The following is a 14,080-nucleotide window of genomic DNA, read 5'->3' as shown; positions in this document are numbered from 1 at the left end:
CGGACACGATGAGCGAGCAGCAGTCCAGCCCTGGTCAGCCCGGCGCGGATGAGCGGCCGCGGCTGGAGCCGCGTCCGCTGCACCGGCCCGCTGTCGACCCCGCGCAGTCCGCGGTGTTCAGCCGCCCCACCGGCGTCGACAGCGCCTTCGACCCGCACCGGCCGGAGACCCCCGGCAACGGCATCCACCTGGCCACGCCCCCGCCGGAGGCGCTGACCAAGGCCTTCGGCCGCCCGGAGGGTTCCCCGGAGCTGCTCCAGCGCCCGCCCGGCGACCAGCCGCTGGACCCCCGGCCCGAGCCGGACCCGGTGCTGTGGTCGGCCAACGGCCCGCCCGAGGGCGCCGCCTGGCGCGACCCGGCCGCCGGCGCCGTGCTCGGCCCGCCTGCCACCGCCGTCACCGAGCGGCCCGCGGACACCGGTCCCCGGATCACCGGCCCCGGGCCCCGGCTCAGCCTGCGTGAACTGGCCTTCGGCAAGCGCCTGACCCCGGCCGCGCTGCTCGGCCTGGTCGGGTTCGTGCTGGTGATCAGCCTGGTCGGCGGGGTCATCGGCAGGCTCACCGCGGAGGGCGCGAACCCGCTCAACGACCCGGACATCACCCTGGCCGAGGTCGCCCCCGGCAAGGAGCGCGAACCCGGCTCGCTGGCCAGCCTGGCCAAGAAGGTGCTGCCCTCGGTGGTCTCCATCGAGGTCCGCCTCGGCGACAGCGGCGGCCTCGGCTCCGGCGTGGTGATCGACGGCAAGGGCTACGTGATCACCAACAACCACGTGGTCGAGATGGCCGCCAACGCGCAGAACGCCAAGGTCGAGGTCGTCTTCCACGACAGCCAGCGCGCGCCGGCCCGGATCGTCGGCCGCGACCCCAAGAACGACCTGGCCGTGCTCAAGGTCGAGGTGTCGAACCTGACCGTGGCGCAGATCGGCAAGTCCGGTGACCTGCAGGTCGGGGACAAGGTCATCGCCATCGGCAACCCGCTCGGCCTGGCCGGCTCGGTCAGCGAGGGCATCGTCTCCGCGGTGAACCGCCCGTTCCGGATCGAGGACGTGGTGTTCAACGCGGTGCAGACCGACGCCGCGATCAACCAGGGCAACTCCGGCGGCGCGCTGGTCGACTCCACCGGCGCGCTGATCGGCATCAACACCGCCATCGTCTCCCGCAGCGGCGGCTCGGTCGGCCTCGGCTTCGCCATCCCGATCGACGACGCCAAGGGCATCGCCGAGGCGCTCATCCGCAGCGGCGTGGTCAAGCACCCCGACATCGGCCTGAACCTCAAGTCGGTGATGAACGCCACCGTCAGCGGCGCCCAGGTGCAGAACGTGGTGCAGAACGGCTCGGCGGCCGCCGCGGGCATCCAGGAGGGCGACGTCATCCTGAAGCTGGGCGAGCGCACCGTGAAGAACGCCGACGAGCTGCTGGTCGCGGTGCAGCAGCACAAGATCGGCGACACGGTGCCGGTGCTGCTGGCCCGGCAAGGCCGCCAGTTGACCCTCAACGTGACGCTGAAGTCCGACTAGTCTGGGCTCGTCGGAGAACAGCTGGGAGGCGTGGTGTTCGAGAGCATTGGCTGGGCCGAGATCCTCGTGCTCATCGTCGCCGGCCTGTTCATCCTCGGCCCGGAACGCCTGCCCGAGGCCGCGGCCTGGCTGGGCAAGACCCTGCGCAAGGTGCGCGAGTACGCCACCGGCGCGCGGGAGCAGCTCAAGTCCGAGATCGGCCCGGAGTTCGAGGAGTTCCGCAAGCCGCTGGAGGACCTGCGCAAGATCCGCGACTTCGACCCGCGCCGCGCGGTGACCAAGCACCTGCTCAACGACGTGGAAGACGACTTCCACCACAAGCCCAACGGCCACGCGCCGAGCCCGGCAGGCGCCCCCGTGGTGCAGCCCCCGGTGCAGCGGCCCCTGGGCTACAACGAGCGCCCGCCGTTCGACCCGGACGCCACCTGAGTCGCGTCCGGGCCTGCGGGGTCAGCGGCCGGCCGGGCTGACGCTGAGCAGGCGGCCGGACAGGCCGCGGGAGCGGACGCTCAGCTTCTCCGCGATGCCGAGCAGCACCTTGGCGGCCGCGGCCTCCGGCTCGGCCAGCACGATCGGCTCGCCCGCGTCGCCCTGCTCGCGCAGGCGCGGGTCCAGCGGGACCTGGCCCAGCAGCGGGACCGGGGAACCGATCACGGTGCTCAGCGAGTCGGCCACGATCTGGCCGCCGCCGGTGCCGAAGATGTCCATCCGCTCGCCGTTGGGCAGCTCCAGCCAGGACATGTTCTCGATCACGCCGGCCACCCGCTGGCGGGTCTGCAGCGAGATCGCACCTGCCCGCTCGGCCACCTCGGCCGCGGCCTGCTGCGGAGTGGTGACCACCAGGATCTCCGCGTTGGGCACCAGCTGGGCGATGGAGATGGCCACGTCGCCGGTGCCCGGCGGCAGGTCGAGCAGCAGCACGTCCAGGTCGCCCCAGAACACGTCGGCCAGGAACTGCTGGAGCGCGCGGTGCAGCATCGGGCCGCGCCACACCACGGGGGTGTTGCCGGGGGTGAACATGCCGATGGAGATGACCTTCACGCCGTGCGCGGACGGCGGCATGATCATCTTTTCCACCTGGGTGGGCTTGCCGGTGGCGCCCAGCATGCGCGGGATGGAGTGGCCGTAGATGTCGGCGTCGACCACGCCGACGGACAGGCCCTTGGCGGCCATCGCGGCGGCCAGGTTCACCGTCACGCTGGACTTGCCGACCCCGCCCTTGCCGGAGGCGACGCAGTAGACCCTGGTCAGCGAGCCCGGCTCGGCGAACGGGATGCGCGGCTCCTCTTGGCCGCCGCGCAGGCTCTTGCGCAGTTCGGTGCGCTGGGCGTCGCTCATCACGTCCAGGTGCACCCGCACGCCGGTGACGTCCGCGACCGCGGACACCGCCTCCGTGACATCCCTGGTGATCTTGTCGCGGAGCGGGCAGCCCGCGACCGTCAGGTAGATCGAGACGTCGACCGAGCCGTCCTCGGCCACCTCGACGTCCTTGACCATGCCCAGCTCGGTGATCGGTTTACGGATCTCCGGGTCCTGGACGTGGGACAGGGCCTCGCGGATGGCGTCGACGGAAGGGCTGACACGGGAAGGGGTCACCTGGCCATGCTACGTCCAGCGGTAGTTCCACCCTGCCCACCGGCAGCCTCCGCCAACTTTTTTGACCGAATTGCCGGGGCACTCCGCGACCGGTTTGCAGCTCTCCGTAACATGGTGGATCGTGTCGGACCCCGGTACGGCTCGATTACCGACCAGCAGTGAGCTGGCGACCTGGCGCGCGTTCCTGCGCGCCCACGCCCGCATCACCCGATGGCTGGAAGCCGAGCTCATCACCGAACAGCGCCTGTCCCTTGCCGCCTACGACGTCCTCGTCCAGCTCGCCGAGGCTCCGGAGCGCCAGCTGCGGATGACCGAGCTGGCCGAAGCCGTGCTGCTCTCCCGCTCCGGGGTGACCCGCCTGGTCGACCGCCTGGAACGCGCCGGACTGGTCTGCCGCGAGCGGGCCGACGGCGACGGCCGGGGGGTGGTCGCGGTGCTCACCGACCGCGGCCTCGACCGGCTCCGGTCGGCCGCGGACACCCACCTCAGCGGGATCAGCAGGCACTTCGTCTCGCTGCTGGGCAGCGCGGAGCTGGACTCGTTGGGACGAACATGTTCCCAGCTCGCTGACGGCGAGCTACCCGTCGCGTCGAACCGGCGCGCCCAGGCCTAGTGCGGGACCCGCCGCCCGCGCGCTAGACCCGGTCATCCGCCCAGCGCGGATCCTCGCGGACCCGGTCCGCGGCTTTGTCGCGCTTGTCCCGCTTGGGTTTGCGGTCGCCCTCCAGCGCGGCCAGGTCCGTGCGCAGGCGGTCCAGTTCGCTGCGCAGGTAGTCGCGGGTGGCGACCTCGCCGACGGCCAGGCGCAGGGCGGCCAGCTCGCGGGCCAGGTACTCGGTGTCGGCCTTGGTGCGTTCGGCGCGGGCCCGGTCCTCTTCCAGGGAGATCCGGTCGCGGTCGTCCTGGCGGTTCTGCGCCAGCAGGATCAGTGGCGCGGCGTAGGCGGCCTGGGTGGAGAAGGCCAGGTTGAGCAGGATGAACGGGTAGGGGTCCCAGCGCAGGGACACCGCGAGCAGGTTGAAGCCGATCCACACGATCACCAGCATGGTCTGCCAGAACAGGAACGTGCCGGTGCCCAGGAACCGGGCGATCCGCTCGGAGAACCGGCCGAAGGCCTCCGGGTCCACGTCGAAGGACAGCCTGCGCGGCTGGCGGGGCTGGTCGAGCCTGCGGCGGGGCAACAGCTCAGGCATGGGAACGGTCCTCCGTGCTCGATTCCTCGGTGACCTCGGTGTCGGGCAGGCCGCTCGCCCGCCAGTCCTCCGGCAACAGGTGGTCCAGCACGTCGTCCACGGTGACCGCGCCGAGCAGGTGCTCGCCCTCGTCGACCACCGGCGCGCACACCAGGTTGTAGGCGGCGAAGTAGCGGGTGACCTCGGACAGGGTCGCGGTCGGCGAGAGCTGGGAGAGGTCCTTGTCCAGCAGGCCCGCCACCAGGTCCGAGGGTGGTTCGCGGAGCAGCCGCTGGAAGTGCACGCAGCCCAGGTAGCGGCCGGTCGGGGTGGCGCTGGGCGGGCGGCAGACGAAGACCATGCTGGCCAGCGCCGGGGTCAGGTCGCCGTTGCGCACCCTGGCCAGCGCCTCGGCGATGGTGGCGTCCGGGGCGAGCACGATCGGCTCCGGCGTCATCAGACCGCCCGCGGTGTCAAAGGAGTACTCCAGCAGCCTGCGCACCGGCGCGGACTCCGCCGGCTCCATCAGCTCCAGCAGCCGGTCCTTGTCGCCCTCGTCCAGCTCGGCCAGCAGGTCGGCCGCGTCGTCGGGGTTCATCGCCTCCAGCACGTCCGCGGCTCGCTCCTCGCCGAGGTGCCGCAGCAGCGACTTCTGGTCCTCCTCCGGCAGCTCCTCGATCACGTCGGCCAGGCGTTCGTCGTCCATCGCGTCGGCCACCTCGTACCGGCGCTTGGGGGTCAGCTCGTGCAGCGCGGAGGCCACGTCCACCGCGCGCATCCCGTCGAAGACGGCCAGCAGCTGCTGGGTGCCCTGCGGCTGCTCGGCGATCCGCGCGCGGGCCAGTCCGCCCACCTTCTCCCAGGCCAGCACCTGCACCGGCCCGCGCCTGCCGAGCCGCCCCGACCGCTGCCGCACGGCCAGCTTGTTGACCAGCCAGTCCCTGGTGCGAGTGGGTTCCAGCCCGGCGTCGACCACCACCGCCGAGCCGCCGTCGGCCAGCGTCACGTGCGCGTCCAGCAGCTCGCCGATGACCAGCGCCTCGTTGGGCCGCTGGTGGAAGTGCCGCAGGTTCACCGAGCCGGTGGCCAGCGCGACCGCGCTGGGCTCGATCGAGGTGACCCGCAGCATCGGCACGAAGATCCGCCGCCGGGTGATCAGCTCCACCACCAGCCCCAGCACCCTGGGCGGCGAGCGGTCCACCCGTAGGCCCACCACCACATCCCTGACCTTGCCGATGGACTCACCGTCCGGTCCGAAGACCGTCAGACCGGCCAGCTGTGCGGCGAAAACCCGGTTCGGACCTGGCATGACCGCAGGCTAACGTCACGGCCGTGGCACTACCGGGCAAGACCCTCCGCATGGACCTCGTGGACGTGTTCACCGCCACGCCCTACGCCGGGAACGCGCTGGCCGTGGTGCACGGCGCGCAGGAGCTGGACACCCGGTCCATGCAGACCATCGCGCGCGAGCTGAACCTTTCCGAGACGGCCTTCCCGCTGCCGCCCACCCGGCCCGGCGCGGACTACCGGCTGCGCGCGTTCAGCCCGCTGGTCGAGCTGCCCTTCGCCGGACACCCCAGCGTGGGCACGGCCTGGGTGCTGGCCAGGGACGGTGTGCTCGGGCACGGCACCGCGGTGCAGGAGTGCGGCGCGGGCCTGCTGCCGGTGGAGGTCGACGAGCGCGGCGCCCGGCTCACCGGCGGCGCCCCCGTGCTCGGTGCGGACCTGGACAACGGGGTGCTGGCCGAGGCAGTGGGCCTGCGCCCGGCCGAGGCCTCGGTCAAGGCCGGTATCGCGGGCTGCGGCCTGGACTTCAACTACTTCCTGGCCGACCCGGCCGAACTGCCCGCCGCCACCGCCCGGCCCGAGCTGGTGCTCGCCGCGGTGCTCGGCCGCGGCATCGTGCCGGTGGCCTGGGACCCGGCGGCCCGGACCGCGACGGTGCGGATGTTCCGCGGCACCGGCGGCGAGGACCCGGCGACCGGCTCGGCCGCGCTGGGGCTCGGGGTGTGGCTGGTCGCGCGGGGGCTGCTGCCCGCGGAGGGGCGGTCGGAGTACCTGGTGCGGCAGGGGGAATGGGTGGGGCGGCCGTCGGAGCTGCACTGCGCGGTGACCTCGGCCGGTGGGCTGGCGCGGGAGGTCACGGTGTGGGGCGGGGTCGTCGAGGTGGGCCAGGGCAGCCTGCGCGTGCCGGACTAGCTCGCGCCCGTCCCGCCCCCGCCTAGCTCTCGGCCAGCCACTCCGCCAGCGTCTTGGCCACCTCGGCCCGTTCCTGGTGCGCGGGCCCCTGCCCGACCGCGCTGATCCACTCGTCCACCGCCCTGGCCAGCGCCCACTCCCGGGAGCGGGCCAGGTCCAGCCCGCTGGCGTCGGTCAGCAGCGCCAGCCGCCTGCGCAGCCCGGCCGCGCCGCCGAGCTCGCCGAACCGGTTGCGCAGCAACGGGAGCAGCTCGTAGTGCGGGTCGCCGGAGATCGGCTTCGGGTCGATGGCCAGCCAGGGTTCGCGGCGGCCGGCCAGCACGTTGGCGAACTCCAGGTCGCGGTGCAGCAGCGAGGGCCGGTAGCCGCCGGAGGTCAGCTCGATGTGCGCGCGCACCGCCCGGCCGACCAGCCGGTGCGGCACGGGCTGGCCGACCCGGTCCCACTCGTGGTGCGCGTCGGCGGCCCACAGCAGGGCGTCGTCGATCAGCCGGGGCACGCTCGGCGGTGGCGGCACCCACAGCCGCCTGGCCAGGTTGCCGACGATCTCGCAGGCCGCGTCGTGCGGCTCCCGCTCCAGTGTGCGGTGCTCGTCGAGGCGTTCCAGCAGCATCGCGCCGCGGGCCGGGTCCTCGGCGAGCAGCCGCACCGCGCCGCAGCCGCCCCACCGTTGCAGCGCGGTGGACTCGTGCTTGGTGTCCTCGTCCAGCCAGGAGACCTTGACCACGTACCGGTCCTCGCCGCTGCGCACCGGCACCACCAGCGCGAACCGGCCGTGCGCGAGCGGGCCGTCCACCTCGACCCGCCAGAACTCGCACAGGTCGCCGATGAGCTCCGGCAGCTGGTCCAGCCACGGCCGCGCGGTGTCGCCCTGCCTGGCGATGATCTCGGAGACGAACCGGGCGGGTACCGCGATCACGTCGGTTCGACCCGGAAGACCTGGGCGCAGCGCAGCTCCGCGTTCAGCCGGGCGGCGGCCAGCGCCGTGCGGGTGTCCGGGTCCGGCTCGGTCAGCCGGGCGACCGCGGCCACCTCGGTCAGGTGGGAGTGCGTGCTGGGGGAGCGGACGGTGACCGTGCAGGCGGCGCCGTCGGTCAGTCCGGGCACGGTCTGCTCCGCGCCGCCGACCGCGATCCAGAGCGCGCCGTCCCGCCACAGCGCCCACACCAGGCTCGCCCGGCCCCCGGCCGGGGTGATCCAGACCGCGGCCGCTTTGCGGAGGGCCGCGTCCAGCAGTCGGGTGGTCTCCACCGGTTCAGCATCGCACGCGTTGTGAGAGAGACCTCAGCGGAGTGGCCGAGTCTTGATCGGCGTGCCAGCATTCGCCCAAGCCGCGTTGTTACTGGTCGGTACAAGGAGGTCCGCAGTGGTCGACCGCAGGCGTTCCCGTCGTTCCTGTCTCGCCGTTCCCGGTTCGAGCCAGAAGATGATCGACAAGGCCCGCACCCTGCCAGCCGACCAGGTGTTCCTGGACCTGGAGGACGCGTGTGCCCCGCTGGCCAAGCCGGCGGCTCGCAAGACCATCGTGGCGGCGCTGAACGAGGGCGGCTGGGAGGGCAAGACCAGGGTGGTCCGGGTCAACGACCTGACCACCGAGTGGACCTACCGGGACGTGGTCGAGGTGGTCGAGGGCGCGGGCGCGAACCTGGACTGCATCATGCTGCCCAAGGTGCAGACCGCCGACCAGGTCGCCTGGCTGGACCTGACCCTGACCCAGATCGAGAAGACCATGGGCTACGAGGTCGGCAAGATCGGCATCGAGGCCCAGATCGAGAACGCCAAGGGCCTGGTCGAGGTGGACGCCATCGCCACCGCCTCCCCGCGCATCGAGACCATCATCTTCGGCCCGGCCGACTTCATGGCCTCGATCAACATGAAGTCCCTGGTCGTCGGCGAACAGCCCCCCGGCTACGACGTGGGCGACGCCTACCACTACATCCTGATGCGCATCCTGATGGCCGCCCGCGCCACTGACGTGCAGGCCATCGACGGCCCCTACCTGCAGATCAAGGACGTCGACGGCTTCCGCCGGGTGGCAGGCCGGTCGGCGGCGCTGGGCTTCGACGGCAAGTGGGTCCTGCACCCCGGCCAGCTGGAGGCCGCGAACGAGGCCTACAGCCCGAACCAGGCCGACTACGACCACGCGGAGAACATCCTGGACGCCTACGAGTGGTTCACCTCGGAGGCGGGCGGCAAGCGCGGCGCGGCGATGCTGGGCGACGAGATGATCGACGAGGCCTCGCGGAAGATGGCGCTGGTGATCAGCGCGAAGGGGCGGGCGGCCGGGATGTCGCGGACGGACCGGTGGACGCCGCCGGAGAGCTGAGGCGCGCGCGGCGCCGCGGCTGACCGGCCGCGGCGCCCGGCCGTAGAGTGATCGCGTGACCGAGCGGCTGCTGCGCAGGCTCGAGATCGAGGGGTTCACCTCGATCAGGTCGGCGACGGTTGACCTCGGGCGGCTGAACGTGCTGGTCGGGGCGAACGGCGCGGGCAAGAGCAACTTCATCCGGGCGCTGGAGCTGCTGGGCCGGATCGTTGACGAGGACCTTGAGTACTTCGTGGGGAAGAACGGCGGGGCGGCAGCTCTGCTGAACAGCTCGCGTGACGTGGCCGCTGTCCGGTTGCAACTTGATGCTGCACCGCATGGCTATGCCGCCGTGCTTGAGCCCGCTGGTGAGGACTACTTCGTATTCGACTCCGAGACGCTGGTTTCCGGTGACTGGACCGGGCAGCTTGGTCGCGGAGGAAGAGAAACCAAGATCCACCAGGTTGCGTCCCGTTCCCCGGGGTTCAAGGTTCTTGAGGACATCGTCGAACTGCTTCGCGGTTGCCGTGTATTCCACTTCCACGACGCCGGTGTGAGCGCGCCGCCGAAACGCACGACCTCGACCGCTGACAACCTGACGCTTAGACAGGACGCGGGAAACCTGGCCGCAGTGCTGATCGCGCTGCGCGACGACCATCACCCTGGCTACGCGGCGGCTTATGACCAGATCGTCAACGTGATTCGGCTAGTCGCTCCGTTTTTCCGAGACTTCGCACTTGAGCCGAACCAAGAGGAACGAGTGCTGCTCCGCTGGCGGCAGCTGGGATCGGACGAGGTGTTCTCCGCAGGGCAGATGTCCGACGGCACACTGCGTTTCGTCTGCCTGGCAACTCTCCTGTTGCACCCCAGGCTGCCCGCCATGGTGGTGCTGGACGAACCCGAGCTCGGCCTGCACCCCTTCGCGATCGTCCAGCTCGCCGACCTGCTGCGGGCGGCCTCGACCCGCAGCCAGGTGCTGATCGCGACCCAGTCCGTGACCCTGATGAACCAGTTCACCGTGGACGACCTGATCGTGGTCGAGCGAGCGGAGGGTGCCTCGAGGTTCCACCGGCCGGATCCGGAAGCGCTGCGGATCTGGCTGGACGAGTGCTCCCTCGGCGAGATCTGGGAGATGAACCTGATCGGCGGCCGTCCCACCAACGAGGGCTCGGCACGTGGCTGAGTACCAGCGGATCCATCTGCTCGTGGAAGGCCAGACCGAGGAGATCCTGGTACGGGAACTGCTCGGCCCGAGCTGACCGGACTCGGTTACGGCGTCACCCATTCCTCGCTGCGCGGGGTGATCCGGTCGGCCGGGTCCGCCAGGTGGAGGAGCAGGTCGCCGCGGCGATCGGTGATCCGCGGTTCGTGCCGCACCTGGTCCTGCACGAGACCGAGAGCTGGGTTTTCGCCGCCGGAGCCCAACTCGCCGCGCACGTTCGCTCTCCACAACTGGCGACCAAGCTCAGCCGGGACTGCGGCAAAGCGGGTGGGCCGGAACTGGTGAACGACAGCCCGGATTCCGCGCCGTCCAAGCGGTTGCTCCGCTACCACCCCGGTTACCTGAAAACCGCGCACGGTCCCAAGGCCATCCAGGACCTCGGCCTCCCCGCGCTCCGCGCGCAGTGCCCGCACCTCGACGCCTGGCTCACCGAGCTGGCTCGCCGCGCCCGCTGACTGCCCGTTCGGGCAACCGTTCGCACGGCCCCGCTCGGCCAACCGTGTGTACTTCCCGCGCACCGCCCCATCCGTGTCCCGTTGATCAGACACTGATCCCATGGGCCCACTCGACCCCGCTGCCGGGACCGCCGCGTCCGAGCCCGGTCACAACCGCCAGGAGTTGCGGCTCGCCCTGTCCATGCGGGGTGGGGTGTCGCTGGCCGTGTGGATTGGTGGGGCGGCCTCGGAGATCGCGCGGTTGCGGTGTGCGCTGGCGGCGGATGAGCCCGGGAACCCGTGGGCGGGGCTGGCTGGGCTGGCCGGGTACGAGTCGGTGCGGATCGATGTGCTCACCGGGGCTTCGGCGGGTGGGCTGAACAGCGCGATCATGGCGGCGAGCCTGGTGTACGGGTTCCGGTTCGACGCCATCCGGGACCTCTGGGTGCAACTGGGGGATCTGGACGCGATGTGCCGGGCGACGCCGACCATGTTCCAGGCGAAGCCGCCCTCCTTGCTGGAGGGGGACGGGTACTTCGGCAAGGAGCTGCGGCAGCGGTTGCAGAAGCTGGTGGCCGAACCCGCCCGGGGGCCGTTGGCGGACCGGGTGGACCTGCTGCTGACCGCGACGCTGCTGGACCCGATCACGGTGACCCGGTGGGACGACCGGCTGGCGACCATCCGGGAGCGGCGGCGCTCGGCGGCGTTCCGGTTCCGGCACCGGGGGTGTGCCGGGGATCCGTTGTCGGACTTCGCGGCCGGGACGGAGGCGCGGCGGACGGCGGCGCAGCTGGCGCAGGCGGCGCGGACGACCTCCTCCTTCCCACTGGCGTTCGAGCCGGCGAATGTGCGGGCGCAGCCGGACACCCCCGCCGGCGAGGTGGACCTGATCGGCTGCTTCTCCGAGACCGCGCCTGCCGGGGGCAAGGCGTTCCAGGTCATCGACGGCGGGGTGCTGGACAACATTCCGGTGGGGGCGGCGATCAAGGCGATCGCGGCCTCGCCCGCGGACGGGCCGACCGAGCGGTGGCTGGTCTACCTCAACCCCGAACCGATCGTGGGCACCACCGCGAAGCCGGTCAGCCAGCGGCGGCGCGGGCTGCCGGTGGGGCTGGCGGCGCTGGCCGCGCGGTACAACCAGGAGTCGTTGCTCACCGATATCGAGGAGCTGGACGCGCACAACCGGGAGGTGCGGCGGATCGAGCTGCGGCGGCGGGCGCTGTTCGCGCCGCTGACCGCGCTACCGGCCGCCGAGCGCGGGACCGGGCTCACCGAGCTGGTGCGGCGGGTCGGGCCTGCGCACGCGCACCTGCGGGCCTGCCTGGACGCCGAGCGGATCACCGTCACGCTGCTCGACCCGGCCAAGCGGCCGCCCGGTCTGCTGCGCCTCGCCCCGCTGCACGACGATCCGGTGGCCGGGTGGTCGCCGCAGGCCAGGCGCTCCCTGGCGCCGCGGCTGACCGAGGTGCTCGCCGCCGCGGCCGCCGCGGATCCGGAGACCGTGTTCGCCGATGTCACCGCGCTCGGCGCGGCCGTGGACCTGTGCATCCGCTGGGCCAGGGAACTGGAGCTGTGGGCCGACGAGGCCTACCTGCCCGCGATCGGCGAGGTCAAGGCGGTGCTGTACCGGCTGCGCCAGATCGCCGACGTGCTGGCCGACCACGCGGACGGGCGCTGGCCCGCGCTGGCCGCGGCCGAGCCGGGCGAGCCCACCGACCTGCGGGCCTGGGTCGGCACCACCTTCGAGGAGTACCGGCAGGCACAGCGCGAGCTGGGGCCCGGGGTGAGCGAGCCGCTGGGCTGGGTGCTGGAGGCCGCGCTCACCCCGGATCCCGGCGACGAGCAGGAGCAGGTCGAGGCGAACAAGCGGTTCCAGGGACGGCTGCTCGAACTGGCCGAGGCGCTGGAAGCCGACGGGGTGGAGGAGCGGGAACAGGACCTGGAACCCAGGGCGGTGGACGCGCTCGGGCTGGCCTGGCCGGCCGTCTACACCGCGGCCACCCGGCTGGCCGAGGCCGCGCCGCGCCGCCCGCGCAGCACCGAGACCGAGCTGGACGCGGTAGTGCACCAGCTGTTGGAGACCGCGCCCGACCTGCCGATCACGCTGGCCCAGGTGGTGGCGCTGACCGCGCCGCTGCACGCGGCGCAGAGCGCGGGCGGGCGGATCAGGTTCCTGCGCATCGCCAGTGACGCGCCCACCCCGATCGACTTCCGGGAACTGTTGGCGGGCAAGGACAACCTCAGCCCGGACGACAAGCTCTGCGGCACCGACCTCGGCGCGTTCGCCGCGTTCTGCTCGGCGAAGTGGCGGGCGAATGACTGGATGTGGGGCAGGCTGGACGCCGCGGCCAGCCTGGTCTCGCTGCTCACCGATCCGGCCCGGCTGCGCGAGTTCGCCCGCGGCCGAGAGCTGGACGAGCTCTTCGCCGACATCGAGCGGATCGCCACCACCCCGCCCGGCCCGGCCGAGCTGGGCACGGAGAACCCGGTGGCGGACAAGGAATGGCGGCGTTTCCTCAGCAGGCGGTTCGAGACCCGCCGGGAGGCGGTGCGGGCCGAGCTGGCCGAGGTGCTCGCGCCCAACCCGGTGCCGCCTGCGCTGCGCGAGACCAGGGCTGCGCTCACCGAACGCGTGCAGTGGGCGGTGATCGCCGCCGAGATGTCCTTTGTGGACAGTGTCGAGCTGGGGGCCAACCCGGGCAGCCCGGAGCCCGCCGCGCCGGTGCCGCCGGGCGCGCTGGAGAAGAAGGTCGCCGAGTACCAGGTGGGGCACCAGGAGATCAGGGACCTGGGCGATGTGCGGATGGCGCGCACCGCGATCCGGCTCGGCCTGCTCGCGCACCGCACCATCAAGCCCGAGTCCCACACGGTGCCGATGGTCGCGGCCCGCGTGGCCATGTCCGCGCTGAAACCACTGCTGCTGGCCGTGCTGTTCTTCGTCACCGCGCCGGAACGCGCGCTGCTGACCACCTCGGTAGCGCTGGCCGGGCTGGTCACCGCGCACCGCCCCGACGACTGGGCGGACATCCCCTGGTGGACCAGGCTCGGGCCGACGGTGTGGGACTTCGGCCGCTGGGCCCTGGTGGTGGCCACCGTGCTGGTGGTCTTCCTCGCAGGCAGGGCCGCGGTCCGCGCGGTGCGCCGCAAGTCCGTCGGCGGGGTGCGCAGGCCCGCCGCGCTGGCCGGGCTCGGCGTGCTGGCCGGCGCGGGCGGCCTGTACGCGGCCTCGGCCGGGCTCTCCTTCGGCCCGGCCGCGATCACCGTGGGCGCGGCGCTGACCACCTGGCTGGCCACCTGCTGGATGCGGGTGGACCGCAGGGTGCTGGCCGCCCTGCTCAGCGCGGCCGTCTTCGCCGGTGGCGCACTGCTGTTCGCCGGCTACGGACTGCCGATCGGCTGGTGGTTCACCGCCAGCGCGGTGGTGGCCACCTACGCGGTCACCGCGCTGGCCAGCCTCACCGACACGCTCCCGGAACGCCGCCCACATCAGTTCTCCAGGTAATTCATGATCGAACTACGCGGCAGAATTGATCGGACACTAATTGTCGTCGAATTCAGTGAGATGGCACACGAAAACGCAACCTGGCTTGCTTTGCGGGGGTGCTGACCAGCGAGTCTGCTGGCATGTTCTTTTT

Annotated in this window: 13 protein-coding genes; 8 read left to right on the top strand and 5 right to left on the bottom strand. The window is 72.1% G+C overall.

All coding sequences use genetic code 11. The features are described 5' to 3' along the window. Window positions 1-8 precede the first annotated feature (8 nt). Window positions 9-1,517, top strand: coding sequence for a trypsin-like peptidase domain-containing protein (locus ACWDY5_RS17270; RefSeq protein WP_449723173.1), 1,509 nt, complete (start codon window positions 9-11; stop codon window positions 1,515-1,517). A gap of 33 nt (window positions 1,518-1,550) precedes the next feature. Beyond that, window positions 1,551-1,946, top strand: a complete 396-nt coding sequence (locus ACWDY5_RS17265) for a sec-independent translocase (protein ID WP_252481089.1) — start codon at window positions 1,551-1,553, stop codon at window positions 1,944-1,946. A gap of 21 nt (window positions 1,947-1,967) precedes the next feature. On the opposite strand, the gene ACWDY5_RS17260 is transcribed toward ACWDY5_RS17265, so the two are convergent. Then, the gene (locus tag ACWDY5_RS17260) at window positions 1,968-3,113 is read right to left on the bottom strand and encodes an Mrp/NBP35 family ATP-binding protein (RefSeq protein ID WP_449723172.1); all 1,146 of its coding nucleotides are present in this window, start codon (window positions 3,111-3,113) and stop codon (window positions 1,968-1,970) included. Between the two features lie 121 nt (window positions 3,114-3,234). On the opposite strand from ACWDY5_RS17260, the gene ACWDY5_RS17255 reads away from it, so the two are divergent. Further along, entirely contained in the window at window positions 3,235-3,726 is a 492-nt protein-coding gene (locus ACWDY5_RS17255; protein WP_252481087.1) for a MarR family winged helix-turn-helix transcriptional regulator, read from the top strand. A 22-nt stretch (window positions 3,727-3,748) separates the two neighbouring features. Here the strand turns inward: ACWDY5_RS17255 and ACWDY5_RS17250 are convergent, their stop codons facing one another. Together ACWDY5_RS17250 and ACWDY5_RS17245 are read right to left on the bottom strand one after the other, a co-directional pair. Further along, window positions 3,749-4,306: a DUF1003 domain-containing protein gene (locus tag ACWDY5_RS17250; RefSeq protein WP_449723171.1), complete on the bottom strand. Its 558-nt coding sequence runs from the start codon at window positions 4,304-4,306 to the stop codon at window positions 3,749-3,751. Beyond that, complete coding sequence (locus ACWDY5_RS17245) at window positions 4,299-5,594, bottom strand: magnesium transporter MgtE N-terminal domain-containing protein (protein ID WP_449723170.1); 1,296 nt, start codon at window positions 5,592-5,594, stop codon at window positions 4,299-4,301. The genes ACWDY5_RS17250 and ACWDY5_RS17245 overlap by 8 nt, the downstream gene beginning before the upstream one ends. A gap of 23 nt (window positions 5,595-5,617) precedes the next feature. On the opposite strand from ACWDY5_RS17245, the gene ACWDY5_RS17240 reads away from it, so the two are divergent. Further along, complete coding sequence (locus tag ACWDY5_RS17240; RefSeq protein ID WP_449723169.1) at window positions 5,618-6,484, top strand: PhzF family phenazine biosynthesis protein; 867 nt, start codon at window positions 5,618-5,620, stop codon at window positions 6,482-6,484. Window positions 6,485-6,506: 22 nt separating this feature from the next. Here ACWDY5_RS17240 and ACWDY5_RS17235 read toward each other — a convergent pair whose 3' ends face one another. Both ACWDY5_RS17235 and ACWDY5_RS17230 read right to left on the bottom strand, forming a co-directional pair. After that, window positions 6,507-7,403 (bottom strand): aminoglycoside phosphotransferase family protein, encoded by an 897-nt coding sequence (locus tag ACWDY5_RS17235; RefSeq protein WP_449723168.1) that lies wholly within the window; start codon window positions 7,401-7,403, stop codon window positions 6,507-6,509. Next, the gene (locus ACWDY5_RS17230) at window positions 7,400-7,735 is read right to left on the bottom strand and encodes a hypothetical protein (RefSeq protein WP_449723167.1); all 336 of its coding nucleotides are present in this window, start codon (window positions 7,733-7,735) and stop codon (window positions 7,400-7,402) included. Before ACWDY5_RS17230 ends, ACWDY5_RS17235 begins: the two co-directional genes overlap by 4 nt. A gap of 115 nt (window positions 7,736-7,850) precedes the next feature. Here ACWDY5_RS17230 and ACWDY5_RS17225 point away from each other — a divergent pair, with 115 nt between their 5' ends. From ACWDY5_RS17225 to ACWDY5_RS17210, 4 genes are all read left to right on the top strand, one after another. Next, window positions 7,851-8,810, top strand: coding sequence for an HpcH/HpaI aldolase/citrate lyase family protein (locus ACWDY5_RS17225; RefSeq protein ID WP_449723166.1), 960 nt, complete (start codon window positions 7,851-7,853; stop codon window positions 8,808-8,810). Window positions 8,811-8,865: 55 nt separating this feature from the next. Next, window positions 8,866-9,972 carry an AAA family ATPase gene (locus ACWDY5_RS17220; RefSeq protein WP_449723165.1) on the top strand — a complete coding sequence of 369 codons (1,107 nt, stop codon included), beginning with the start codon at window positions 8,866-8,868 and terminating at the stop codon, window positions 9,970-9,972. Window positions 9,973-10,115: 143 nt separating this feature from the next. Beyond that, window positions 10,116-10,466 (top strand): DUF4276 family protein, encoded by a 351-nt coding sequence (locus ACWDY5_RS17215; protein WP_449723164.1) that lies wholly within the window; start codon window positions 10,116-10,118, stop codon window positions 10,464-10,466. 100 nt (window positions 10,467-10,566) lie between these two features. Beyond that, window positions 10,567-13,947, top strand: coding sequence for a patatin-like protein (locus tag ACWDY5_RS17210; RefSeq protein ID WP_449723163.1), 3,381 nt, complete (start codon window positions 10,567-10,569; stop codon window positions 13,945-13,947). The last annotated feature ends 133 nt before the right edge of the window (window positions 13,948-14,080 follow it).

Source organism: Crossiella sp. NPDC003009 (assembly GCF_053591555.1).
The sequence above is the reverse complement of the archived record's forward strand: the minus strand, read 5'-3'. Positions and strand labels throughout refer to the sequence as shown.

Bases quoted from the DNA above. Each gene is read 5' to 3' on its own strand.
- ACWDY5_RS17245 (WP_449723170.1), bottom strand. From the start codon at position 5,594: ATGCCAGGTCCGAACCGGGTTTTCGCCGCACAGCTGGCCGGTCTGACG.
- ACWDY5_RS17270 (WP_449723173.1), top strand. From the start codon at position 9: ATGAGCGAGCAGCAGTCCAGCCCTGGTCAGCCCGGCGCGGATGAGCGG.
- ACWDY5_RS17250 (WP_449723171.1), bottom strand. From the start codon at position 4,306: ATGCCTGAGCTGTTGCCCCGCCGCAGGCTCGACCAGCCCCGCCAGCCG.
- ACWDY5_RS17210 (WP_449723163.1), top strand. From the start codon at position 10,567: ATGGGCCCACTCGACCCCGCTGCCGGGACCGCCGCGTCCGAGCCCGGT.